Raw genomic sequence first — 25,614 nt, 5'->3', positions numbered from 1 at the left:
ACGCGCAGCGAAGAGAGGGTGGTCCAGCGAAGCGTTGACCGGGTGAGTCATCGCCGCTGTAAAGATTTTGCTACCTCGCCAAATAAGCCTTTATCCGCTCAATATCCTTATACTTATGGCTATCCTCCACAAACACCGGGAAGATATCTCTCACCTTGGTATAAACCTCCAGCGTGCGTGGGGCTAATTTATCCTGGCATTTCAGGAAATCAATGGCCTGCAACAAACTCATCAATTGTATGGTTAATACCGTAAAAGCATTGTCGATAACCTTGCTGGTCATGATAGCGGCATTGCAGCCCATGCTCACAATATCCTGGTTATCGTTGTTGTTAGGGATGCTGTGCACGTACATCGGGAACGACAAAGTTTGGTTCTCGGCCACGGTTGATGTAGCGGTAAATTGAACGCCCTGCATACCGAAGTTAAAGCCAAGCACACCCAGGTTAACAAATGGTGGAAACTTCAGGTTCAGCTTATCATTCAACAGGTAGTTTAACTGCCGTTCGGATAACATAGATAGCTTAGTAACAGCTATTTTAAGCTTATCCATCTCAAGCGATACATAATCACCATGGAAGTTACCGCCGTGATAAACATTTTGGTTTACGTGGTCGATAACCGGGTTATCATTTACCGAATTTAGCTCATTAACCAACACCTCTTCGGCTTGCTTGATAGTGTCATGAATAGGGCCCAAAACCTGGGTTACGCAGCGCAGCGAATAGTATTCCTGCACCTTATCCTCAAACACTTCCTGATCGATATTATCGGGCTGATACAAGTGTTCGTGGCGGCTACGGATCATTTTGCTACCCGCTAAAATATCGCGCAGGTTAGCAGCAATTTTATTTTGCCCTTTGTGATGTTTTACAATGTTCAGCTCGTGCGAGAAATGATCATCATAAGCCTCAACAACCTCGTTGGTCATGGCTGATAAATGTGTGGCCCAGTCCAGCAGTTTTTCTGCCTGAACAATGTTTACCATACCAATACCCGTCATAGCCGAGGTACCATTTATAGTAGCCAAACCTTCGCGGATATGGATGCTAAGTGGTTTGATGTTCAACTGGTCGTAAACATGAGCGGTTGGGCGCAATACGCCTTCGTAAATCACTTCGCCCTCGCCTATTAATACCAGGCCCAAATGCGCCAATTGCACCAGGTCGCCACTGGCACCTACGCCACCGTGGTCAAATACTACCGGTGTGATGTTTCTATTGATCAGTTCGCGCAATAGCTCCACAATATCGGTATGCACGCCCGAGTAGGCCTGCATCAGGCTGTTTAAACGCGCCACCATTAAGGCTTTTGCCAGTTGTGGTGATAACATATTACCATTACCCGAGCTATGGCTGCGGATAAGGTTATATTGCAGTTTCAGCAAATTCTCTTCACTCACCTTGTATTGCGCCATGGGGCCAAAACCGGTATTGATACCGTAAATGAGTTTGTTTGATGAGAAATTTTGCAGGAACTTAAAGTTGGTATCAATTTTATTTAAAGCTGATGGCGATAAAACTACCTCTTTGTTATTGAATACAATCTCGTTAAAATCAGCTAAAGAAAGGACATCCTGTCCAACAGTTATCATAGGCGAATATTAAGAATCGATGTTTTAAACCGCTTAAGCGCGTAATAGTTTGCGTTAGCGAGCAACAAATATATTGAAATTAGTAATTATTGCTTGGCTATAGCTTATTTGTTGCATGTTTTGCGATACAAGATGAGACGTGATGATGGGCATACGAGCGATTTTGGGGTGCGCCACTTTTAATCCACATCAATTAGCTAAAACACCTAACAAATTGATATACAGTAATATAAAACAATTTGCAGGGTGCGCCGCATTGCGCCGCTTTTTCATTTAAATAACTAAAAATCAATACATTAACAAAAACAAGTGCGCCACTTGCGCCACTTTAAAAGTGGCGCACCCTGTGTTATGCAATCCGTTTGTCAATAAACTTAACAGGCTTGCGTACCGATTCGGGGAACTGCATTTTTTGCATTTGTTCCACAGTTATATATTTCACATGCGGACTAACCCTTAGCCGCGCCTGCAGATAAGCACGGATGCGGTTATCGCAAGCCTTGCTGTCATCAAGCGGCAACAGGTGTAGCAGCACCTCGTCCATGCCTATCTCATTAGAATATACTTCCACCACGTAATCCAGCACTTCTTCCATCTCATTCAGCAGATCAAACATAGCAGGTGGATACAGCGTGGTGCCCTTAAACTTGATCATCTGCTTTTTACGCCCTATAATTGGCGACAAGCGCAAGGTTGTGCGCCCGCAGGCACAAGGCTCATCGTAATACATGCACATATCGCCCGTTTTATAGCGCAACAGCGGCATACCTTCAACACCCAGTGTGGTTATGGTTAATTCGCCTGGTGTGTTGGCTTGTACAGGTTTGTTGTCCTCGTCCAACAGTTCAACTAAAAGCAGTTCGGGTTGCAAGTGGCCACCTTGCCCCGCGGTGCATTCTGTAAAGGCGGTCTGCATTTCGGTTGAGGCATAGGTGGAGTACAGTTGGATATCCCAATTGTCGGTTATCTTTTTGCCTAGTATGTTTAGGGAGAAGTCGGTATTGCGAATATTCTCGCCAATGCAAATAGCTTTTTTAACTGATGTTTGGTTAAGATCGATGTTATGATCTTTAGCAGCCTGTATCAGCTTTAAAATGAATGATGGCACGGCTACTATAGCGGTTGGCTTTAGGCGCTGGATGGTTTCCAGCTGCATAGATGGCACACCAGGACCTAAACGTATGATACCAGCCCCTAACTTGCGCAAGCCTGAATAATAGGCTATGCCGGCCATAAACTGCCTGTCGAGCGTTAGCATCAACTGGTAGATATCATCCGAATGACCATCGGCGCATACAAAGGAATTGTATTCGTTTTGTGTAAGGCGATTAAGGTCATCGTCCGTTAAAGCAATAGTAACCGGGCTACCCAGCGTACCCGATGTTGAGGCATACTCGATGATCTTTGAGCGGTCTACACATAAAAAATCTTCGTTTCGGCGTTGCAGATCCTCCTTGGTAGTTGTGGGTATGCGGGACAGATCGGCAATGGTTTTAATAGTGCCAATATCTACCTGGTGCGTAGCGAATAGTTCTTTATAAAACGGAGAGTTCCGGCTCAGGTGCAACAACAGTTCCTGAAGCTTCTGCTCCTGCTGTGTAGTTAAACTTTGGGCCGTGGTGGTAGTGCTCATATGGCAAAGAAACAAATTAATGAGGGCTAATTAAAATCAGCTTTTAACGAATAGCTTGTAGTGCTTAAAGAAATCCCAGATCTCGTTACAGGCATTGAGGTTATGCGTGGTTTTACCAACGATCAACTTCGGCAGATACTGCCAGCCGCCCGGCCAGGTATGGCCACCATTGGTGATGCTGTAGCTTACCACTTTAAGTCCGTTTTTAGGGTTGGTGTATACCTCTTTAAATATGGTGGTCTTGTCGCCCGCCTTGTCGGGTATATTGGTAACCAGGGGTTCTAAACTGCATTGGTTAAGCTTTATCCATTTATCCATCACCTCATCATGCGAGTAAATGCGCCTGCCGAACAGCCTGCCGCCCTGGTAAGGCACAATGCCATCTTCGGTACCGTGCATGTATAAAACGGGCATGGGGCGTGTAAGGTCGTAACCCTCGCCTACGCTCATGGTAGCGGCCACAATGGCTACAGCCGCTATCCGGTCGCTAAGCTGACAGGCTAGCCTTGCGGTCATGAAACCGCCATTAGATATGCCGGTAACATACACTTTGGCAGGGTCGGCATTATAGTTTTTTATAGCGTAGCTGATGATGTGATCGATAAATTTCACGTCGTCTATACCATTATTATCGGCTCCGTCATGCCAAAACCGTTTAGAGGCCGGGCATATTACCAGGAACTGCTCCTTATCTGCCGTTGGTCTGAAATCAGCCAAATGAAACATATTATTCGGTGTGGCAAAACCACCGTGCAGCGATATGATCAGTGGCAATTTGGCATTTGACGCACCAGCAGGGACGTACGTAACTATCTTACGCTTCATCTTATCAACCACCAATTGCTCGGTAACCTGCCGGGATTTGCTTTGCGCAAAGGCCGATGTTGTAAGAAGCGCTGATAGTACTATTATAACAAACCTCATATGCCGTTTAAACTATAGCATGAACACATTTTATTTAGTACGGTTTTAAATTATGTACAACTAAAACTGTTTGTAGTATTTGGAGTTTACAGTATATTAAAATTCAGATGCTATGAGATCTTTAAAAATACTACTTATCGCTGTTATCACCGTGTGGTCATACACAGCCAGCGCGCAATTGCCGCCGCCACCACCGCGACCAAAGCTTCCTAAAATAAAGCTGCCTAAAATTAAGCTGCCACCGCACCCCGCAGGTAAGCCACCAAAACCGGGCACGCCCCCACGCTTGCCGAAATCGTTGCCGAAACCACCTGCACCAAAACGCCCATAACTCACAACAATACATAAAAAAAAAGAGCCGCTCATTTTTCAATGAAGCGGCTACTTTTTTACTATAGACCTAAACCAAGAGGATCTTTCACCTACGCCGATCGGCGATTGCTGCTTAGAGCAGAACCATACACCGTAGCTACGATCTCGTCAGCATTAAAATCTTCATTCAAATTTTTATCGATATGCGCGTAAAGGATGTGCTTGGCTGTATCAATTACATAAGTTGATAGCAATGGGATATTCTCGTCGATTCCCGCAAACCTGTTCCAGGTAGGGTCTTCTTCCGAGTACACTCTGAATTTTTTGCCAATCTTGTTATCCGCATCGTAGTAAAAACTTAGCGACAAGCTGTTTTCCCATGCCAGTTTTGCTAGCTCGTGGCTCGGCTGCTCTGCACAAACTACTACCAGGTGGCCGCCATTGGCTTTTATCTCCTGCTGTAACGTGTTTATCTTAATCAATTGCTCCAAGCCCCTATCTCCCCAGTGCTTTGAATAAAAGCTTAGCACCAAAGGTTTATCCAATACCTGGCGCGCTATCGGGCCATAGATAGGTGTACCGTCCTGGAAGTTTTGCCAGATAGCATAGCCTGATTCAAATTTAATATCGGGCACATAGTTGCCGGCCTTTACGGGCTGTACCGCTTTGTATGATTTATAAGAGAACTCTTTTTCAAGAATGATTTCTGTCAGATCAAAAAAAGGATATTTATTTATGGTAGTTAACATGATGTAAAATTTAAAGTATCAATAATTAAGTTTTTAAACGTACAGGTACCCCGGGAGAGTTCGCCCGGGTTACGCATTCGCATACAACAATTGCAGATACCCGGTAACCTTGCGGTTTTATAGGCGGTGCTGTTGTTTTGAATGGTGTTCATTGTGCGATTATTATAATTACTTATTAGATAGATGTAGAGTTATATTTTGTCAACACAACAAATATACTACTAAATCCATATACTTTATATAATTTATTGAAAATTCAAATAACTTGTATTTAAGTATTTGAATTACAGAAAGATATTTTTTTTAGACCGGCACAAAGAAACACCTCGCTTCCTATCATGATTAAGAAAGCTGTTTATATGCAGGTAAGATTGTTCGGAATCTCTGAAGTTAGACTGCTCTATTTATCAGCCAGCGGATTGGGATAATTATCGCTTTGGTCTTCGTCAACGCTGTCCAGGCAAGCGAAGTCTTTCTCGATCAATAAAAAAAGTTTATTGTGCCGGGCATTAAAACCTACTCTATTGGTATCAGCTAATTCATCAACCATTGCCTTTGGTATGTAAATGCACACCATATTATTTTTGAAATGCGCATGCAAATCAGATCTATCCGTTTGCTGAAGAATATAAATCAGTTCATTATCGCCAAAATCAACAATTTCCTTTACCAAGCCATGTACTTTTAAGTCGTTTACATCTGTTTTAGTAAGTCGATAACGTATAGAATTGCCCTTGATGCGTAATTTCATATAAAATCCAGTTTGCACAATATCCCAGATGAGCCAATTATGCTTAAAGATTACTAATTTAAGAATAAATTACACTTCTAGCTGGCATTTCATGCATATTTGTATAACATAAAGCAGGAATATGCAGATAAATGTGCTCGCGTTTGGAATAGCTAAGGAAATTTTCGGCAGTTCGTCGGTAAGTGTGCAATTAGGCTATGATTCTAACATATCGAATTTAAAGTATGCGCTTGAGTTACAATTTCCCCGCTTGGGAAAGCTGGCTTCATATATGGTAGCTGTCAATAATGAATACGCGCTTGATGGCGATACTATTCATGAGCGCGACGAGATAGCCATTATTCCACCAGTTAGCGGAGGATAATTGATGGCCATCAACATTCACTTATCGCCCATAACGCTTAATGTTCAGCAATGTATTAGTATTGTCTCCTCTCCTTCCTGCGGCGGCATTGACGTATTTATTGGCACCGTTCGCGACGCTACAAAAGGTAAAGCTGTTATCCGCCTTGAATTTGAAGCCTATGAAAAGATGGCTTTAAGCGAAATGCAAAAAATAGCTGAACAAGCCCTACAGAAATGGCCGGTTGAAAACATACTGATCCACCACCGCACAGGCACACTCCAAATTGGTGAGATCCCTGTGATCATTGCCGTTGCAGCCGCGCATCGCGACGCGGCGTTTGAGGCCTGCCGCTATATCATCGATACACTTAAACAAACTGTACCCATCTGGAAAAAAGAAATATTTGAAGATGGCGAGATTTGGGTTGCGGCGCACCCGTAGTTTTAATGAGTGAATTATTGTCCCGATAGCTATCGGGAGACTGATTGAGGGGATAATATAAATTAGTGAATTATTGAATTATCGATTTTTTTGTTACTTCAAAATCAACGCAATCTCAATATCATTATAATCAACGGTCGAACCACGCTTGCAAGCCGCCGGCCATAGAATAGACTTTTGCCTGTTGCGATATTTTTTTGATAGCCTTCACCGCTTCGGCGCTGCGTTTGCCTGATGAGCAGTAAAGCACTTTGGTTTTATCGTTAATGAGGTAATCCATATGCTCGTCGATCTCATCGGCTTCAAAATGAATACCACCAATATCTATCTCGTCCCGCTCCTGGTCGGTACGAATGTCAACAAGTTCAAGCGTATTTTTTGCAAGGCCTTTTTTCACTTCGGCCACGCTTAATTCAGGTATAAAAATACTATTGCTTAGCGCAGTAATGTTTGTGTTTGTTTTAGCACCTATTTTGATAGTACGGCTTTGCATGGTCGCCGCATCAAACACTAAAAACTTTCCGGCGAGCAGCTCGCCTGTTTGCGTGATATATTTAATAACTTCATTGGCCTGCATACAACCAATTATTCCCGCCAGGGTAGGTATTACGCCGCCTACGGTGCAATTGGGTATTTGAGTAGCATCCACTTCAGGGAAAAGGTCGCGATAATTGGGTGAGTAAGAGCCATCCGCGTTTTTAATATTCCATGTAGCAACATGCCCTTCAAATTGATAAATGGCTCCGTATACAAGCGGCTTGCCTGATAGCACACAGGCATCATTCAGTAAGTAACGGGTTTCAAAATTATCGGTGCCATCAACAACAACATCATATGGCTTAATGATATCTATCACATTATCCGAAGTCACCATCAAATCATATGGCAATAGTTTGATACCCGGATTTTGCTGCTGCAGCCGTTCGCAAGCCAATCGCACTTTTTTCTGTCCAATATCAGCCGGTGTGTATAAAATCTGCCTGTGAAGGTTACTTACAGAAACCACATCGAAATCGGCCACACCAATAGTACCAACACCAGCGGCAGCTAAATACTGCGCGGCCGGGCAACCCAAGCCACCTGCCCCTACAATAAGCACTTTGGACTGCTGTAGTTTTTGTTGAGCCGATTCATGAAAGCCGGGTAAAGCTATTTGGCAGCTATATCGCGCAAAATCAGTTTGCATTAGCTTGAGGCGTTGAGTTGGTGGATCTGCCTTTTAATTTCATTGAGTTCTTCGGGCGTATTCACATTAGTAAGTGCTTTCACATCCGGCGCGTTGAGCAAATGGGTATCGCAGTTTATTAAAACTTTGCGCGGGCATGAATATCCCTGGGCCAGGTAAGCTAATAATATTGGGTAGCTTTTGGGTTCCCATATGGTTATTAATGGTTCCGGAAAATCATCATAGCCGTTTTTATACGCTGTCGCGATGGCTGAGGTATTTCTGTTCGCTATCAGGTAATCCAAAGCGGATCTATCCAACAGTGGCAGATCACAAGCTACAACCAACCAAGCGCTGTTAGGGTTCTCCCTAAATGCCGAAAGTATAGCGCCAAAAGGCCCCAGATTTATAAACGTATCTTCTAAAGTATTATAAGCCTTATCAATTCGCCCCTTTTGCTCCGCGCGACAGGATATAAATACTTCGTTGCAATAACTTTTCAGCGTATCGGCCAAATAATAGCGTTGCTCTTTACCGTATAAATTCAGTTCGCCCTTATCCTGCCCCATGCGTTGGCTTTGGCCACCCGCTAGTACCAGGCCGTTTAATACCGGTTTATTTAATTGCAATTGCTGCTCAAAGAAAGCGATGATCTTATCAGTTTCATTAATGTTATACAATGGCAACTGCTCCCAGTTAGGGATGGCTTCTTTTACAAAGTCAAAAACATCATCTGTGCCATCGGCCAATAAAATTAACTGCACATTGGTAAGCTGATGTAGGCGTTTTTGTAACGACGCGCTTTTATTATGGTAAATGATAACCACCTGCGATTGCGCGGGCTGATGGTTACCGTTAACCAGCACAAGGTCGGCGGCGGCAAATTGCTGTTTAAATTCTACGTTGTTTAATGGCGATTGGTAAAGAAACTGCTGATAATTCAATTGGTCTGTATACTCACATAATGCGCCCGCTGCGAGTCGGCCCGGGGTTGAGATGATCTCGTCATTGTGGGAGGTATCCGCGTAAGCACATTTATATTTTGGTGAGAGCGCACTAATGACCGCATCGCTCAATAATTTAATATTGATGCAAGGCGCGCCCACAATGGCCCATTCGTTACGCCCAAAGTTGCCGCCTGCTGGCTTAGCCAATTTGATGTGCTTGCTATGCTCTTTTAAAGTCACGTTTACCCCCTGTTTTTGCTATCAATTTGGTTTCTTTGATCACAATATCGTGGCTTAAAGCCTTACACATGTCGTAAATAGTAAGGGCAGCAAGGCTTGCGCCAACCAACGCCTCCATTTCAACCCCGGTTTTAGCGGTAATGCTTGCTGTGCAGCTAATTACTACTTCCTGCTGCTCGTTAAAGCTGATATCTATAAAGCAATTATCTAAACCCAATGGGTGACAAAGCGGTATCAGCTCGCCCGTTTTTTTAGCGGCCATTATTCCTGCAATAATGGCTATCTGAAACACCGAACCTTTTTTAGTCTGCAGATCACCATCCGCCAGTAAAGCCAATACTTCCGTTGGTAAATAAACAATGCTTTGTGCAGTTGCCGAACGTTGCGTAACCGCCTTAGCAGAAACATCAACCATGGTGGCTCTGCCTTTTTCGTCCAGATGAGTTAAATCGCTCATATTACAATTGTTTAAAAAGCCATACTTTGTAAACCTCGCCCTTTTTAAATTCGGTTTTTTCAAGCGGTAGTTCCATAAAGGCATCTGTATCTGCTAAGTTAGCAAAATCGCCCGAACCATTGCCTGCTACCGGTGTTGCTAACAGTTGACCCTGCGCATTAAAGTTTAGTTTAACCTGCAAAAAGTATTGTAGCTGTGGCTGAAATTCAAAATCGGATTCCAACACCGCGTAAACCGGCGATGGTTCGTTAATGCCAAACGTGGCGTTAAGCCATAAATTAAAATAGCGCTGCACACACATAAAGCTGGCTACCGGGTTGCCCGGGAACGCAAACACTACTACCCCATTACTATGCTTACCAAACCAAAACGGCTTACCGGGGCGCTGTTGTACTTTATGAAAAATTTGTTCAACATGCAAAGCTTCAAGCGCCCGCGGTATGTAATCAAACTTCCCCATTGATACGCCGCCGCTTAACAATATCACATCAAAATTTTGCAGGCATTGTTGTAATGTACTTCGCGTTACCTCAGCATTATCGGGTACGTGCAACATACCAGCATCCAGCCCCTGCTGAGCCAACATTGCTTTGATCATGTGAGCATTTGATCGCCGGATTTGATATGGCAATGGGGTTTGCCCTACCTCCACCAATTCATCGCCCGATGATAGGATAACTATGCGTGGTAATCTTTTAACACGCAATTCACTTTCACCAACCGAAGCGATCAAACTGATATCGGCAGGTGTTATTTTCCTGCCGGGAGATAAGAGCAGGTCGCCCTGCTTTTTATCTGCACCTTGTGGATGGATGTTTTGTCCTTGTTTGATCTCTATCGTTAGCAGATTGGCTTCCTGGCCAAGTATCTCCAATTCTTCATAACGGATAACCGTATCCACTGATGCAGGTAAAGCTGCGCCGGTCATTAATTCAATACACTCATCGTCTTTTTCAATTTCAATTGGTGCATCTCCAGCAGCCTGGGTCGCGTTAATAATAAATGTGCGTATGCCTGCCGCGATGGAATCATATTTAATGCCGATACCATCCATCGTAACACGGTTGAAAGGCGGCAGATCACGATCGGCTTTGATGTCCTCTGCCAATACACGCCCCAGCGATTGATCGAAAGGAATGATCTCGTTGCCGAAATCGCCGGCATTATCTAATATTAGTTTTTCGGCTTGTTGTACCGTTATCATAGGTTCTTTGTATTAATAGCTTTGTCATTTCGACGAGGTACGAGGAGAAATCCTATACGTCGAGTTAATCGCGCGTATAAGATTTCTCCCGTTGGTCGAAATGACAATGAGTTTTATCCGCCAATAGTCGCCATCGACTCATGAATACCTTCATGCGTTATACGCGCGCTTTCGGCTTCCCAACCATCTTTTGGTCGGTTGCTTATTTTTGTCAGTAATGTATTTTTAATTTCCATATCGCTTAGCCCAGCGCGTATCAGATCACGGATATTGAGCACACCATCGTCATACAGACAATTTTTCAATACCCCCTGTGGCGTAATGCGGATACGATTACAGGTACCACAGAATGTGCGCGAATACGCTGCTATAATACCAACCGTACCCTTTTGCCCGGGTATTTTATAATTATAAGCAGTCGAATATGCGGGATCTGTCAACTTCTGTATATCGGGATATTGCTGTTGAATTTCATTCAGGATACGGACGTGATCCCATGCTAAACCACCGAACACATGATCATCGCCATTAAAAGGCATTTCTTCAATAAAACGAACACTAATCGGCAGGTGTTTGGTAAGTTCCACCATTGGCAAAATATCCTGGGTATTTTTACCGGGCATTACCACGGCGTTTATCTTCACATCCATATTATGGCGCAATAATTCCTGCATGGTATTCATCACCGCGCTAAATTCGTCTCTTCGGGTTATGGCGAAGAAGCGGCCGGCATCCAAAGTATCCAAACTTAAATTAACCGAGCGGATACCCAGTTTTTTCATTTCGGCTACGTAGGGCGCAGTTAATACGCCGTTGGTGGTAATACTGAGCTCTTTTAAGCCATCCAACCCTGAAAGGCTTGTTAGCAGTTGCATAATATCCTTACGCACAAAAGGCTCACCGCCGGTTATGCGGATCTTTTCAATCCCCATATTAACCAGCAACGTGCAGGCGCGCAGCATTTCCTCGTAGCTTAACAACTCTGCCCGGTTTAGCCAGTTAAGGCCATCCTCGGGCATGCAGTAAAAGCAACGCAGGTTACACCTGTCGGTAACTGCCAGGCGCAGGTAATTTACTAGTCGGCCGTGATTATCTGTTAACAATTAAAATACGTTTAAAGGCGCTGTAGTAAAGGTAAAAATTACCCCTTACTACAGCACCTTTTAATTATTGTTTTTACAGTATTTAAACCGAAAACTTATAAATGGTGCGGGTTTTGTAAACTTCGCCCGGCCTTAAAACGGTCGATTTAAACTGAGGCTGATTTGGCGCATCCGGAAAATGCTGGGTTTCCAGGCAAAACGCGGTACGTTTTTCATCTTTACCGCCACGGGCATCATTGCTGCCATCCATAAAGTTGCCGGTGTATAGTTGTATCGCGGGTTCATCAGTAAACACCTCCATGGTGATGCCGGTTTTATCGCCGATAACTTTGGTTATAGGCGTGTTTATAGTGTGAGCATCCAAAGCAAAGTTATGATCATAACCGCCGCCAAATTTCAACTGCTCGTTATCGTCGTCTATCCTCGCGCCTATGGTTTGTGGTGAAGTAAAATCAAAAGGAGTCCCGGTTACGGTATCAACGGTACCTGTCGGGATCAAGGTATTATCAACCGGTGTGTAGTTGGAGGCCGCTATCTGTAAAGTATGACCAAGGATATCGCCGCTGCCCTCACCGTTAAGGTTAAAGTATGTATGATTGGTCATGTTTAGCACCGTAGCTTTATCCGTAGTACCTTCGTAGCTGATCAGGATAGCATTATCATCAGTCAGCTCATAAGTAACTTTGACATTCAAATTGCCCGGGTAACCTTCTTCCCCATCAGGCGAAAAATAGGTTAGCTCCACGGCTTGCTCATTCAGTTGTTTCGCATCCCAAACTACGTGGCTAAATGGCTTTTTCCCGCCGTGCAGGCTGTTAGGGCCGTTATTTACAGCTAGTTTGTATTTACGTTTATCTAACACAAACTCCGCGTTAGCAATGCGGTTACCATACCTGCCGATGGTGGCGCCGTAATAGTTATTCTGTTTAAGCAAACCGTCAAGGCTATCAAAACCTAATGCAACGCTTATCAAATCGCCTTTAGCATCGGGCACTAATATACCTACTACGTAAGCGCCGTAGTTAGTAATGGCTACTTGCATGCCGTTGCTATTTTTTAAAGTGAACAGATGGGTTTGTTTACCATCAATGGTTTGTTCGAAGGCTACTACGCCGGGTAGGTTGATAGATGTCATATGCAGATATTTCTTATTTCAATTAAAACGAATGTTAGTTAAAACATCCCTTGCTCAACAATTACCGAATCGCACACATAAGTTGGTACAATACCGGTGGAGTTTATTCGTGTTTGGTAATCTTGTGGCAAGGTATTTCCGGACAGTACTAATACTGTATCCAGGCCAAATTTATTACCGCCCAGTATATCGGTATGTAAAGTATCGCCTACCATTACAATCTCCTTTTTGCTTATCTGGCGATAGTCGCGTATCAGATCATAAGCAAACATGAACATCTGCGAATCGGGTTTACCAAAGCGGATAAACTCTTTACCTACAATGTTTTCTATCATGTTAGCTAAACCGCCTACGGCAATGGCAACATTATTAACGGTAACCGGATAAGCAAAATCGGTATTAGCTACAATTGCCGGTATTGGTCTACGACGAAGAATGTTTACGGCTATGTTCAGGTCTGTTCGCCAATCAAAACCTTCGTCATCCAAAAATATAATGGCGTTTACCTTGTCAATATTTTTATCATCAACCTGCCCTACCGGTATGGTATGCAGGCCAAGGCTTTCGATGTAATGCGCCGAGTTTTCGGTACCCAGGTAAGCCACAATCCCATCCTGCACCTTCAGATCAAGGTACTCTTTGGTTAACATACCCGATGATATAATGCACTCGGGCGTTATGGCGTGCAAACCCATTTTATGGTATGAGGCCGCCAGCTGCTTGGGGCTGCGCGATGCATCGTTGGTAACGATATAGTATTCTTTACGCTGTTGCTTCAGGTACTCAAAGGTTTTCTCAACCCCGGGTACCAGGCCCTGGTAGTTCTTTAACACCCCGAACGCGTCAAAAAATATCACATTGTACTTATCAATTATGGTTTTAAAGTTTTCGACGCGTTGCATTTTCTCGGGGTAATGTTATTTGAGGTTAAGCGCTTTAATTATCTTTTCGGCATCAAAATCCCTGTCTACCGACGGAAGATAGGTTTCAAAAGCTTCGGCTTGTAATTTCTTGGCGTATTGCTCAGCAAAGAAATACTTCCCGTCTTTTATTACATAATTCAGGATAAAGAAACGGTAAGCTTCCTTCAGGAATCTGATCTCATTTGCCGTTAACGGATTTACGTTATGATATTCTTCTAAAAATATAATGAAACGATCTTCCATTAAGGTATTGATACCGTAACTGAATACCGTTCGGTCGCCAACGTCAGACACTACCCTGCTAAAGAAATAAAAGTCCAACAAGCGATAGCTCATCCTAAACCAATCATAATCCCAACGTGAGTAAAGGTTAAGGTTTTGGTCTACAGAAAAATTGCCAATATTCCAGTCGATAAACACCGGAATGATCTCGAACGAACTCATGTTGTATTTAGAGCGATTTTTCAGGAATGTCTCGCAGTGATATTTCAAGAAATCAACCTGCATGGCACTGCCAAATTTCTGCTCGTTAATATCCAGTTGATGTAGTAACGAGTAAATATCTGTACGTAAGGTCTTTGACGATTTAGGCAATACATTTTTAGCACGCGAACAGGCTTTGTGAAACTTACCTATCTGCTGCCCTAATTTACGTATGTGGCTCTCATCCAAACGACGAGGTAACCGATCAAAAATACGGGTAGGGTTATAAAACACCACCCAAACATCATCCGTTAAATGTTTATAACGGTAAATATAAACGCGGTTATTTTTTAAGAGCGATTTGGATAATACGTTCTCAAACGGATACAACAGGTTATTGCAAAGGCTGTTTATAATGCGATGATCCTCTTTAAAATGCTCATACTTACCAAAATGCGATAACTTGGCAACAATGATATCATCATCATCAAAAGTTATCCGGAACACCCGGTTAGTTGACACCATAGCGCTGATGTCTTCAATACTTTTGATAGTTCTTGAAGCATCATACCCTTCCCACGCCTTCGTTATAATAACATTATAGTCCATTTGGTTTATTTGATAGCAAAGAGGTGCAAAGATATAATTCAGTGCATATTATGTTATAAAATATGATCTAAATTATCTCAAAATACCTTTTCAGCTCCCAATCGCTCACGCTTTTGGCATATTGTTTATGCTCCCAAAGGCGGGTTTGCGTAAAGTGCTCCACAAAACCTTCGCCAAATAGCTCTTTAGCCACTGCCGAATTTTGCATATCGGTAGCCGCGCTAAACAGGTTAGGTTGTATCTGACCGTTAGCTTTATTTAGATAGCCATTACCCATAGTTTGAGGAACATCTAACGATAATTTGTTTTTAATACCATACAAGCCCGAAGCTAATGCGGCCGCAATAGCGAGATACGGGTTAGTGTCAGCACCCGGCGTGCGGGTTTCTAAACGGGTGTAGGCTTCAGATGAATTCAGTACGCGGAACGCGGTGGTTCTATTTTCTACAGCCCAAGTCAAAGTTGTTGGCGCCCAGGCCCCTTCTACCAAGCGCTTATAACTATTGATGGTTGGCGCGTACATCGGTAAAACGTGTGGCAGGCAATGTAACTGACCAGCTAAATATTGCTTATGCAGTTCGCTCATTTTGTTAACGTCGTCCGCGTCATAAAACAAGTTTTGCGTTTGATCTTTAGTCCATAAACTTTGGTGGATATGGCCACCGCAGCCCGGTAAACTTTCATTCCATTTCGCCATAAAGGTGGCTGTGAGGCCGTGTTTGTAAGCAATTTCTTTAACAGCGGTTTTTAGCAACACTGCCCTATCCGCTGCTTCCATCACATGTGAATGCAGGATAGCGGCTTCATAAACACCGGGCCCTGTTTCTGTATGTAAACCCTCCACCGGAATATTAAACTGCAGCAATAAATTAAACAGATCGTTAAAGAAAGCGCTGTTCTCCGAAGTACGTAATATGGAATAACCAAACATACCCGGTGTTAGCGGCTGCAGATTAGTAAAGCTTTTATCCTGTAAACTTTGCGGCGTTTCTTTAAAGTTGAACCATTCAAACTCCTGCGCGAATTCAGGGTGGAAACCCATTTCTTCGCACTGCTTAGCAATACGTTTTAATAAGGTACGCGGACAAGCATCCAAACCATTTCCATCAGCATCGCTAAAATCGCCTAAAAAGAAAGGCATATTATCCTGCCAGGGCACGGTACGAAAAGTTGAGAGATCAATTCGGCATGGCTTATCAGGATAGCCGGTATGCCAGCCGGTTAGTTTCACATCGTCATAAACTACATCCTGACTATCCCAACCAAACACCACATCGCAAAAGCCATAGCCACCGTGTAAATTATCCAAAAATTTTTTTTGATGGATCACTTTTCCGCGTAGCACGCCATCAATATCGGCGAAAGCAAATTTTATGCGTTGTATGTTATTTTCCTGTAGATAGGCTTTTATTTGATGTTCGTTCATAGCAGCTAATAAAGATGATTCAATATTAAGCAAGATAAAGCCAATTTTGAAGATTTTCTACCTAAAAAACGCTTAATATTCTATATTTAATACCGATGAATCATCTATTGTTTGTTTATGGCTCGTTATTAAGTGCTGATAATTACTTCGCCAACTATTTAATGCGAAATGCGGAGCTGATCACTACGGGTACGTTTAATGGTATTTTGTATGATGTTGGGGAATATCCGGGTGCAATTGCGGGTGAAGAAGGCACTTATGCTATCGCCGGAAGCATCTATAAATTAAATCAGCCCCAAAAGGCTTTAGAAACATTAGACGAATACGAAGGCTTTGGTCCCGAGCAGGAACAACCCAATTTATTTATTCGTGAGCTTTTGTCGATTAAAACTCAAGTCGGGGTTTTAAGCTGCTGGATTTATTTATATAATCTACCCACACACGGTTTACACGTGATAACATCAGGCAATTATCAACAGTACTTAAAAAGCAAAGCATAAAAAAGGCGATGAGTAAACTCATCCCCTTTCAAGTATAATTAATTGCTAAAATTAAACTTTAGCAGTTTTAACTGTTTTAATGATAACAGCAGCAACTTTGTATGGATCAGCAGCTGAGTTAGGGCGACGGTCTTCCAGGTAACCACTCCAGTTATGATCAACCGCGTAAAGAGGGATACGGATAGAAGCACCACGGTCAGATACACCATAGCTAAAGTCGTGTATTGAAGCTGTTTCGTGTTTACCGGTTAAACGTTGATCGTTGTCGGCACCGTAAACTGCGATACACTCAGCAACTGCAGGACGGAAGGCCTCGCAAACTGCTTTAAATTTCGCTTCGCTGTTAGCTGTACGTAATAAAGTATTTGAGAAGTTAGCGTGCATACCTGAACCGTTCCAGTCTAAAGTACCTAACGGTTTGCAATGCCAGTTGATTGATACTCCGTATTTCTCACCAATTCTTTCCAGCAAATAACGGGCGACCCAGATCTGATCACCAGCTTCTTTAGCACCTTTAGCGAAAATCTGGAATTCCCACTGACCGGCAGCAACCTCGGCATTAATACCTTCTACGTTCAAACCAGCCTCTAAACATACGTCTAAGTGCTCCTCAACGATCTCACGACCGTAAGCGTTGTTAGCACCTACTGAACAGTAGTAAGGGCCTTGTGGTGCCGGGTAACCTGCAGCCGGGAAACCTAATGGTTTGTTAGTATTTGGATCCCAAAGAAAATATTCTTGCTCAAAACCGAACCAGAAATCATTATCATCATCCTGGATTAACGCACGACCGTTTGACTCATGTGGCTGACCATGTGAATCCAATACTTCGCACATTACTAAGTGTGCATTTTTTCTTCCCGGATCAGGGCAAGTGAAAACAGGTTTTAGAATACAATCAGACGAACCACCTGGTGCCTGCTCTGTTGACGAACCATCAAAGCTCCAGTTATCCAGATCTTCTACTTTGCCGCTAAATTCTTTAACAATTTTTGTTTTGCTACGAAGGCTTTGTGTTGGTTTGTAGCCGTCAAGCCAGATGTACTCTAATTTTGTTGCCATTGTTTAATTATTTGTAAAGATTGATTCAAATTATACTTTTTGTAACGATATGTTACGTTATGCAGACAAATTTAAAATATTAATTCTATTTTTCGCAAATATTATCAAAAAAATAGCAACAAAATTTAAAATAACACAAATACGTTACATAGTTATAGTAAAATCATAAAATTTTCGACCTGAAATAACCTTACTGTCAATTTTACTATATTAAAAAACACCTATTTTTACAATTTTGATAAAAACCGCAAAAACTTTAGGCTGTAACCAATTTTTATTTAAATGATAATTCAAAAATCACCAAAAATATTTTTAGCGGCACCTATTTGATTTTTTACCATAATTTAACGGACCTTGAAGCCCAATTCTGCTATTTTTTTATTAAAATTGCCGTCTGTTTAGTATTCCTTCTTTATAAATTATAAACGACTATGAAAATAACAGTTGTTGGTGCCGGAGCAGTTGGCGCTACATGTGCGGATAACATCGCAAGAAAAGAATTAGCTGAAGAACTTATTTTGTTAGACATACGCGAAGGTTTTGCTGAAGGTAAAGCTATCGATATGATGCAAACCTCTGCCCTGCTTGAGTTTGATACAAAGATCAAAGGCGTTACCAACGATTATGCCGCTACCGCCGATTCGGAAGTGGTTGTAATTACTTCTGGTTTGCCACGTAAACCGGGCATGACCCGCGAGGAACTGATTGGCGTGAATGCCGGCATTGTAAAAAGCGTTACTGAAAACGTTTTAAAACACTCGCCAAATACTATCATCATTGTGGTAAGTAACCCGATGGATACCATGAACTATTTAACCCTGAAAACTTCGGGCTTGCCTAAAAACCGCGTGATCGGTATGGGTGGCGCTTTGGATTCGGCACGTTTTAAATATTACCTGAGCCAGGAATTAGGCTGCTCGCCAGCTGATTTGAACGCGGTGGTTATTGGTGGTCACGGTGATACTACTATGATCCCATTGATCAACCATGCTACCTGGAACAGCATCCCGGTTACGCAATTCCTGAGTGCAGAACAACAAGAGAAAATTGTTAAAGCTACTATGGTTGGCGGTGCCACTTTAACCGGTTTGATCGGCACCTCTGCCTGGTACGCACCAGGCGCTGGTACAGCATTTATGGTTGAGGCTATCGTTCGCGATCAGAAAAAACTGATATCATGCGGTGTGGCCCTGGATGGCGAATACGGCCAAAGCGACATTTCACTGGTTGTACCGGTTGTGCTTGGTAAAAACGGTTGGGAAAAAATCGTCGACTTTAAACTATCTGCAGACGAGCAAGCTACTTTCAACAAGAGCGCAGACGCCGTACGTAACATGAACCAGGTTTTGGCAGACAGCAACCTGATCTAAGCAGATACTATAATAATATAGAAAGGCTTTCATCCAACCGGGTGAAAGCCTTTTTTCATTTACAAAGTGACACAAGTGTAGCGCTGTATGCGTAGCACGCTACACTGCTACACCTTTTGTAGTGTACGCTACACCCTTTTTATAGCTAATCTATCTTCTTATTCCTGTTCAGGTATAGCAGGTGCAACAAGCATACCCTTAGCCAGCACAACCAGTTCCAGGAAAATAGTTACAAATATCACGGTACGTTGTTCTTTAGAGGTGCAAGGCGCGCATTTTATGCCAAGTAGACATGGCGCGCATTGTGGTTGGAAGTAAAAATATAGCAAAGCCCCTGCTATCAAAACAACAATACCGGCAATTATTGCTTGTGTTACGGTTTTTATGGGGATGTATTGGGATATCTTCATTATTCCAAAGGTAATTATTTGTTTATTTCCGTAACCCAAAATCAGCAAAGTTACGCCAGTCCGATTTCCCCTCCCCAATTATTATCAATTTAAAAACATTATATATTAATATTATCCTACCATAACTTGCTCTGTAATAAAAGTATTATTGCATATCCAGCTATCTTTACATCGTTATTACAACGCTATCCTTATGGACGATTTTTTAGCAGCCCGCTCGCAAATGGCCCTTTCGCTGGGCTTTCACATCATCTACTCGTGTATTGGTATGGTTATGCCTGTATTTATGGCCATATCACACTATAAATATTTAAAAACGGGCAAACCGGTGTATAAAAATATCACCCAGGCCTGGAGCAAGGGCGTAGCTATTTTTTTCGCCACCGGCGCAGTATCAGGTACTATGCTATCCTTCGAACTGGGTTTACTGTGGCCAACATTCATGAAACATGCCGGACCTATCTTCGGTATGCCTTTTTCGCTGGAAGGTGTAGCCTTTTTTATCGAAGCTATCGCGCTCGGCTTCTTCCTGTACGGCTGGAACCGCCTCAACAAATGGTTCCACTGGTTTACAGGTGTATTGGTTGGCGTAAGTGGCATTGCGTCGGGCATATTAGTAGTATCTGCCAATGCCTGGATGAATAGCCCTTCCGGCTTTGATTATGTAAACGGCAAATACCTAAATATAGATCCTATCAAAGCCATGTTTAACGGTGCCTGGTTTTCCGAATCATTACACATGACCATCGCTGCCTTTGCCGCTACAGGTTTCGCCGTAGCGGGGATACACGCGTTAATGATCTATCGTAAACAAAACATTGAGTTTCATACCAAATCATTCCGTATCGCCATTGTGTTTGGTGCCATTGCCGCCATACTTCAGCCTTTAAGCGGCGACTTATCAGCCAAACATGCGGCTAAGCGCCAGCCTGCTAAGTTGGCCGCTATGGAAGCTCACTTCGAAACCAAAGCAAATGCACCATTGCTAATAGGCGGTATTCCTGACACCGCTGCTAAAAAAGTGAACTACGCCATCGAGCTACCCGGCATGTTGAGCTTTTTGGTGCATGATGATTTTAAAACTCCGGTAAAAGGCTTGGATCAGATCCCTAAAAAAGACCAGCCACCTGTTGCCATTACGCATTACGCTTTCCAGATCATGGTGGGTCTGGGTATGGCGATGATGGCCTTGGGCATTATCTATTTTATCGCGATAGCAAAAAAACGCGACTGGCTTACCAAAAATTGGTTCTTAGAACTGTTTATCATAGGCACACCGCTGGGTTTTATCGCCCTCGAGGCCGGCTGGACGGTTACCGAAGTTGGCCGCCAACCCTGGATCATACAGGACGTGATGCGCACTGCCGACGCTGTGACGCCAATGCCTGGGATACAATATTCGTTTTACCTGTTCAGCTTTATTTATTTTACGCTGAGTATTGCGGTGATAGCTTTATTGCAAAGGCAAATTAAAATGGTACCGAAGCTTTATAATGATTAATTAATAAAACGCCCGTCATTACGAGCGTAGCGTAGTAATCCCCGATAGAAAGGCAACCTCGGGATATGTTTCGCTTGGAGATTACGACGCTCGTACCTCGCTCGTAATGACGTAAAAGTTCACAACATAAAAAACATAAACTATGCTAACCGTAGTTATCCTATTTCTAGCTTTCGCGATACTATTATACTTCCTGCTTGGCGGGGCCGATTTTGGTGCGGGCATTATTGAGCTTTTTACATCAGATGGTAACAAGCAGCGCACCCGAAGCACCAGTTACCAGGCCATTGGCCCTATCTGGGAAGCTAACCACATGTGGCTGGTTATCGCTGTTGTTATCCTGTTTGTGGGTTTCCCCAACATTTACAGTACGCTTTGTACTTACCTGCATATCCCTATTTTGGCTTTATTGATGGGCATCATTGCCCGGGGCACGGCTTTCACCTACAGGCACTACGATGCAGTTAAAGGTCAACGTACACAGAATTTTTATAACCACATATTTGTTTACTCCAGTTTTTTAACGCCTTTGTTTTTGGGGATAATAGCAGGTAGCGCTTTATCACGCAAAATAGATTTTAAGGCTACTAACTTTATGGATGCTTACGTGTACGGATGGCTAAATGGCTTCTCGATTGCCGTTGGTTTGTTTACAGTGGCCCTGTGCGGCTTTTTGGCAGCCATTTATTTAATTGGCGAAGCTGATAACGATTTTGACGCCAAACGTTTTATCCGCAAAGCGAAAGTATTAAACATTGTCGCTTTCTTTTGCGGCGGCCTGGTGTTTCTTACCGCCGAAACCGAAGGTATCCGCATGGCTAAATGGATATTTGGTAACCTCGTTAGTTTAACTGCCGTGATACTGGCTTCGCTTTCGCTGGTACTATTGTGGATCAGCATTGCAGGCGGTATGCGTTACATAGCGCGTGGCCTGGCTGCTTTCCAGGCGGCCATGATCATATTGGCGGTTGGCTACACGCATTATCCTAATTTTATTATGGATAAAAATGGCGATAACATGTCCTTACTAAGCGACCACGCCAACAGTAAAACAATTGATGTGCTAGGTACCGCGCTGCTTATTGGCAGTTTATTTATACTACCGGCGCTTTTCTATTTGTACTACGCGTTCCGTCATAATACACCCGACGAACAGCACTAAACAAAAAACGGGACGAAATTTACATCCTGTCCCGTTTTTATCCAATAATTATCAAATTCTATATTATCAGAATTTATGGCCTATCTACTTTATATCCCAGGCCAATATTTACATTTATGAAAACATTACTCTGCTTATTATTAGGTCCGTTTTGCAAATCGTAATCACTGTTGATCTTCCAGTTATTATTTGATGTTTGCAGATAGTAACCAAATCGTACACCAATAGGCAAGCTACGGTGTATAGTGTAATTATCCACCTTTTTGTCCTTTACTCCTATCAAATAGTCAAAGCCGGCACCAAATTCTAAACCTAAACGTGGGTTCCACAATGTTTTGTTCGCTGTTTGATTTAATATTTGGGATGAAAAATTCGGGCTACGTTCTGTACCCGCATCATCGCGAATATTTAAACGCGCGGCCGCGAGATTTAAGCCAACAAACGGAAAGGCGCGCATTTTGGGGTTGGCAGAAACATTATAACCCGCACGACCATAAATTTGATATTGATTGTATTTAGCTTTTATACCATTAGTTGCGTTAGGGGCCGAATTAGACATAAAACTGGCGCCAATACCATCCTCTAACATCCATCTTTTGTAAACATGATTCATAGATAGGTTGAGCCAATAATTATTATCAGGCAGTGCCGGTATGCCGTTGGCATTTAAAACATTATTAAGAGGCCCTAGTTTACTTTGGCGGTACATACCCTGTATCTGCATGGTTCCGGCAATTTCTTTTTTCTCGTTGCTTTGTGCCATCGCAGGAAGGACACCGGAAACAAAGCCGGCTAAAAGCAGTAGGTTACTGATCGTTTTTTTCATAGTAATGGTTATAGTTTATTTGATAACTACAAAAAGACACCCATTGTTTAACTTAAACGATAAAACTTAACCCTATAGCTTTATCCCCCAGACACTAAAACAAAGAACGGGGCAAGGAAATCGCTTCCATAGCCCCGTTTAGCAGGGGCTTTTGTGGGGCCCTTGCTTTCTATCAATCATCAATCAAACGTATTATATTGTGCGACCAAGGCTTACGAAGTTTTTTAGAAACTTCGTAAGCCTGTCATTTCTTCTCCAGCAACGTCCTCTTTAAAAAGTCCGCCGCGGCGTTGTTCACTTTCAAAATATTGCTATACTTCATCCAATGGTGCGAATCATCAGGTATAACCAATGTTTCAAAATAAGGCTTACCGGCAGTTTCAAACCTGCGGATGAGCGACACGCCGGCACTAAAGGCTACATTTCTATCATCATCCCCATGGATAACCATGGTAGGCGATGTCCAGGCATCTAAAGGTTCGGCCGAATTACCATGAATGATTACGCCTGATTTAAACAGCTTTGAATCGCGTGCCAAAGCACTAGCGGTTAAAGCACCACCGGCTGATCCACCATAAACACCAATACGCGCTGTGTCCACGTTAGCCTGCGCGGCCAGCCAGTCACCACCGGCTTTAACATCAATATAATTAGCACCTGGTGTTGAGGGACGGTTAAAATCATAACCATAACCTATACCGTTACGATAGTTTACCGATAGCACAATAAAACCCATATCGGTTAAATATTGATTCAGGGCATAATCGATCGAGTAATAATCCATATGATGCCAGCCTAATAACATTTGCCTTTGCGGGCCACCATGAATGTAAACTATAGCGGGCTTTTTAGCTGGCCCACCTACAGGTGTAAACAGCTGCGCATGCACCAGTTGGCCATCCGGCGATTTATAGATAACCTGCTTTGGGGTAACCATCTTGGTAGCTGGAAATGTAGCGGGTATCAGCTTCTCGCCTACAAGTTTAATTTTACGCGTGCTTATTGGCATTATAGCAATGGTTAACGGGCGTTGTCCGTTAGCACTATAAAAGGCTACGGCCGAACCGTCACCGGTAAGTACGGGATAAGTTTCAATATCACTACCGGGGGTTAATACTTCCATATCAGCTTTGTCCACCGATACACGAACAACGTGCCTGCGGTCGATATCCAGTTGCTTGTCAGGTCCGGTATTTCCACTAAATATCAAATATTTACCATCACTGCTTAGTTTTATTTGTTCGCATTGAAAATCGCCGGGTGTGAGCAGCATGGGTTCGCCACCTTCGGTATTCATGGCATACATGTGTGGCCAGCCATCTTTATAGCTGCAAAAAACAATTTTGTTGGCAGCCCAGAATAAGTTGGCGCCGCCATCGGTACCGGGTAGACCTTCATTGGGCTTCGTCCCGCTTTTCCATATCATTCTACCTGTGCCGGTTGCCACGTCGGCTGTCCAAAGCGCCCACTCCTGCGCACCTCGGCCGCCGCCTGCCGCCATTGCGGGAGCAGTTGTTGCTGCCGGTGTCGGTGTCGCAGTTTCGGGCGGGCGGGCCGCCCCCCTGCCCCTGCCTGCTGCTGTCGCAGGTGCTGCAATTGTTGGCGCAACGCCAATGCCTGAAGTTGGTGGTATTACCAAACCCGGGGTGCGTATAAATACTATTTTTTTACCATCGGGCGACCACCTTGGCGACGCGTCGCGATTAAAGGCCGGCGCCATCCAGCTTATCGGCGAATTAGAATTTGTGTAAATACCTATAAACGCATGATCTGTACGGTTGCAAACAAAAGCAAACTTTGAGCCATCAGGCGACCATTGAATTGAACTAAACTCGCCACGCACACCAACGGCAGCCACTGCCGGTGCCGAACCATCAATTTTAGCAACCCAAATCTTATCCTCATTTATCCAGGCAACTTTATCACTTTTGGGTGAAGGAACGGCATAGTCGCCATCGCCCAATAATTTGGGAACGCCGCCGGTGAATTTAACCGTCCACACCTGTATTTTAGGCGGAATGGCATCATAAGCCGGGTTGACAATAACACTCCGATCGCGGTTGCCACTATGTTCGCCACCACGCACATAAACTACCCATTGGCCATCAGCAGATACAGATAGGCTGGTAATTTCCTGCCCGTCATCCCTCGTGTAATTAGTTAGTCTGCGCAGCGCATAAGTTGGGCCTTCGGCTACGTAAATATTACGCATGCCCAGTTCTTCCACACTGGTGGCTATCCTCGTCCCTCGCCCTGCGGCAGTAATATCACGCGGGAAAGGATAGTTTGTAACTGCCTTCATGGTGAACGATTGCGCGTTCACCATGAAAGTTTGCAGTACAAAAGCAGTTATCAGGGTATTTAAAAATGTAACCTTTTTCATCACAGGTTTGATTTTAAA

25 protein-coding genes are annotated in these 25,614 nt (G+C 43.4%); 6 read left to right on the top strand and 19 right to left on the bottom strand.

The window, feature by feature from the left end; all coding sequences use genetic code 11:
* Positions 1 to 70 precede the first annotated feature (70 nt).
* The 6 genes from flxA to AC59JT_RS07695 form a co-directional block, all read right to left on the bottom strand.
* Positions 71 to 1,594, bottom strand: coding sequence for a flexirubin biosynthesis tyrosine ammonia-lyase FlxA (gene flxA / locus AC59JT_RS07720; RefSeq protein WP_497397449.1), 1,524 nt, complete (start codon positions 1,592 to 1,594; stop codon positions 71 to 73).
* A 349-nt stretch (positions 1,595 to 1,943) separates the two neighbouring features.
* Positions 1,944 to 3,227: a flexirubin biosynthesis putative acyl-CoA ligase FlxY gene (gene flxY, locus AC59JT_RS07715; protein ID WP_497397447.1), complete on the bottom strand. Its 1,284-nt coding sequence runs from the start codon at positions 3,225 to 3,227 to the stop codon at positions 1,944 to 1,946.
* 36 nt (positions 3,228 to 3,263) lie between these two features.
* Positions 3,264 to 4,151 (bottom strand): CE1 family esterase, encoded by an 888-nt coding sequence (locus tag AC59JT_RS07710; RefSeq protein ID WP_497397445.1) that lies wholly within the window; start codon positions 4,149 to 4,151, stop codon positions 3,264 to 3,266.
* A 96-nt stretch (positions 4,152 to 4,247) separates the two neighbouring features.
* Entirely contained in the window at positions 4,248 to 4,517 is a 270-nt protein-coding gene (locus AC59JT_RS07705; RefSeq protein ID WP_497397443.1) for a hypothetical protein, read from the bottom strand.
* Positions 4,518 to 4,573: 56 nt separating this feature from the next.
* Complete coding sequence (locus AC59JT_RS07700; protein ID WP_497397441.1) at positions 4,574 to 5,212, bottom strand: redoxin domain-containing protein; 639 nt, start codon at positions 5,210 to 5,212, stop codon at positions 4,574 to 4,576.
* Positions 5,213 to 5,612: 400 nt separating this feature from the next.
* The gene (locus tag AC59JT_RS07695; protein ID WP_497397439.1) at positions 5,613 to 5,963 is read right to left on the bottom strand and encodes a DUF7009 family protein; all 351 of its coding nucleotides are present in this window, start codon (positions 5,961 to 5,963) and stop codon (positions 5,613 to 5,615) included.
* A gap of 121 nt (positions 5,964 to 6,084) precedes the next feature.
* On the opposite strand from AC59JT_RS07695, the gene AC59JT_RS07690 reads away from it, so the two are divergent.
* Together AC59JT_RS07690 and AC59JT_RS07685 are read left to right on the top strand one after the other, a co-directional pair.
* Positions 6,085 to 6,327 carry a MoaD/ThiS family protein gene (locus tag AC59JT_RS07690; protein ID WP_497397437.1) on the top strand — a complete coding sequence of 81 codons (243 nt, stop codon included), beginning with the start codon at positions 6,085 to 6,087 and terminating at the stop codon, positions 6,325 to 6,327.
* Positions 6,328 to 6,330: 3 nt separating this feature from the next.
* Entirely contained in the window at positions 6,331 to 6,750 is a 420-nt protein-coding gene (locus AC59JT_RS07685; protein WP_497397435.1) for a molybdenum cofactor biosynthesis protein MoaE, read from the top strand.
* Positions 6,751 to 6,880: 130 nt separating this feature from the next.
* Here the strand turns inward: AC59JT_RS07685 and AC59JT_RS07680 are convergent, their stop codons facing one another.
* The 9 genes from AC59JT_RS07680 to AC59JT_RS07640 form a co-directional block, all read right to left on the bottom strand.
* Positions 6,881 to 7,936, bottom strand: a complete 1,056-nt coding sequence (locus AC59JT_RS07680) for a ThiF family adenylyltransferase (RefSeq protein WP_497397433.1) — start codon at positions 7,934 to 7,936, stop codon at positions 6,881 to 6,883.
* Positions 7,936 to 9,102, bottom strand: a complete 1,167-nt coding sequence (locus AC59JT_RS07675; RefSeq protein ID WP_497397431.1) for an NTP transferase domain-containing protein — start codon at positions 9,100 to 9,102, stop codon at positions 7,936 to 7,938. The genes AC59JT_RS07680 and AC59JT_RS07675 overlap by 1 nt, the downstream gene beginning before the upstream one ends.
* Positions 9,083 to 9,559 carry a cyclic pyranopterin monophosphate synthase MoaC gene (moaC, locus tag AC59JT_RS07670; protein WP_497397429.1) on the bottom strand — a complete coding sequence of 159 codons (477 nt, stop codon included), beginning with the start codon at positions 9,557 to 9,559 and terminating at the stop codon, positions 9,083 to 9,085. Before moaC ends, AC59JT_RS07675 begins: the two co-directional genes overlap by 20 nt.
* A 1-nt stretch (position 9,560) precedes the next feature.
* Complete coding sequence (locus AC59JT_RS07665) at positions 9,561 to 10,763, bottom strand: molybdopterin molybdotransferase MoeA (RefSeq protein ID WP_497397427.1); 1,203 nt, start codon at positions 10,761 to 10,763, stop codon at positions 9,561 to 9,563.
* 113 nt (positions 10,764 to 10,876) lie between these two features.
* Complete coding sequence (gene moaA, locus AC59JT_RS07660; RefSeq protein WP_497397425.1) at positions 10,877 to 11,866, bottom strand: GTP 3',8-cyclase MoaA; 990 nt, start codon at positions 11,864 to 11,866, stop codon at positions 10,877 to 10,879.
* Positions 11,867 to 11,948: 82 nt separating this feature from the next.
* Positions 11,949 to 13,001 carry an aldose epimerase family protein gene (locus AC59JT_RS07655; protein ID WP_497397423.1) on the bottom strand — a complete coding sequence of 351 codons (1,053 nt, stop codon included), beginning with the start codon at positions 12,999 to 13,001 and terminating at the stop codon, positions 11,949 to 11,951.
* A 38-nt stretch (positions 13,002 to 13,039) separates the two neighbouring features.
* Positions 13,040 to 13,903, bottom strand: coding sequence for a TIGR01459 family HAD-type hydrolase (locus tag AC59JT_RS07650; RefSeq protein ID WP_497397421.1), 864 nt, complete (start codon positions 13,901 to 13,903; stop codon positions 13,040 to 13,042).
* Positions 13,904 to 13,918: 15 nt separating this feature from the next.
* Positions 13,919 to 14,956 carry a hypothetical protein gene (locus tag AC59JT_RS07645; protein WP_497397419.1) on the bottom strand — a complete coding sequence of 346 codons (1,038 nt, stop codon included), beginning with the start codon at positions 14,954 to 14,956 and terminating at the stop codon, positions 13,919 to 13,921.
* A 67-nt stretch (positions 14,957 to 15,023) separates the two neighbouring features.
* Positions 15,024 to 16,382, bottom strand: a complete 1,359-nt coding sequence (locus AC59JT_RS07640) for a glutamine synthetase family protein (RefSeq protein ID WP_497397417.1) — start codon at positions 16,380 to 16,382, stop codon at positions 15,024 to 15,026.
* Between the two features lie 95 nt (positions 16,383 to 16,477).
* On the opposite strand from AC59JT_RS07640, the gene AC59JT_RS07635 reads away from it, so the two are divergent.
* The gene (locus AC59JT_RS07635) at positions 16,478 to 16,882 is read left to right on the top strand and encodes a gamma-glutamylcyclotransferase family protein (protein ID WP_497397415.1); all 405 of its coding nucleotides are present in this window, start codon (positions 16,478 to 16,480) and stop codon (positions 16,880 to 16,882) included.
* A 51-nt stretch (positions 16,883 to 16,933) separates the two neighbouring features.
* On the opposite strand, the gene AC59JT_RS07630 is transcribed toward AC59JT_RS07635, so the two are convergent.
* Positions 16,934 to 17,944 carry a glutamine synthetase beta-grasp domain-containing protein gene (locus AC59JT_RS07630; RefSeq protein WP_497397413.1) on the bottom strand — a complete coding sequence of 337 codons (1,011 nt, stop codon included), beginning with the start codon at positions 17,942 to 17,944 and terminating at the stop codon, positions 16,934 to 16,936.
* A 431-nt stretch (positions 17,945 to 18,375) separates the two neighbouring features.
* Between AC59JT_RS07630 and mdh the strand changes: the two genes are divergently transcribed.
* Positions 18,376 to 19,314, top strand: coding sequence for a malate dehydrogenase (gene mdh, locus AC59JT_RS07625; RefSeq protein ID WP_497397411.1), 939 nt, complete (start codon positions 18,376 to 18,378; stop codon positions 19,312 to 19,314).
* Positions 19,315 to 19,472: 158 nt separating this feature from the next.
* Here the strand turns inward: mdh and AC59JT_RS07620 are convergent, their stop codons facing one another.
* On the bottom strand, positions 19,473 to 19,724 hold the full coding sequence (locus AC59JT_RS07620; protein ID WP_497397409.1) for a hypothetical protein: 252 nt from the start codon (positions 19,722 to 19,724) through the stop codon (positions 19,473 to 19,475).
* A 193-nt stretch (positions 19,725 to 19,917) separates the two neighbouring features.
* Here AC59JT_RS07620 and AC59JT_RS07615 point away from each other — a divergent pair, with 193 nt between their 5' ends.
* On the top strand, positions 19,918 to 21,225 hold the full coding sequence (locus AC59JT_RS07615) for a cytochrome ubiquinol oxidase subunit I (protein WP_497397407.1): 1,308 nt from the start codon (positions 19,918 to 19,920) through the stop codon (positions 21,223 to 21,225).
* A 142-nt stretch (positions 21,226 to 21,367) separates the two neighbouring features.
* On the top strand, positions 21,368 to 22,387 hold the full coding sequence (locus AC59JT_RS07610) for a cytochrome d ubiquinol oxidase subunit II (RefSeq protein WP_497397405.1): 1,020 nt from the start codon (positions 21,368 to 21,370) through the stop codon (positions 22,385 to 22,387).
* 73 nt (positions 22,388 to 22,460) lie between these two features.
* On the opposite strand, the gene AC59JT_RS07605 is transcribed toward AC59JT_RS07610, so the two are convergent.
* Positions 22,461 to 23,213, bottom strand: coding sequence for a hypothetical protein (locus AC59JT_RS07605; RefSeq protein ID WP_497397403.1), 753 nt, complete (start codon positions 23,211 to 23,213; stop codon positions 22,461 to 22,463).
* A gap of 244 nt (positions 23,214 to 23,457) precedes the next feature.
* Positions 23,458 to 25,596 carry a S9 family peptidase gene (locus tag AC59JT_RS07600; protein WP_497397401.1) on the bottom strand — a complete coding sequence of 713 codons (2,139 nt, stop codon included), beginning with the start codon at positions 25,594 to 25,596 and terminating at the stop codon, positions 23,458 to 23,460.
* Positions 25,597 to 25,614: the final 18 nt, after the last annotated feature.

Source organism: Mucilaginibacter sp. A3364 (genome assembly GCF_059690715.1).
This window is presented reverse-complemented; position numbering and strand designations above follow the sequence as displayed.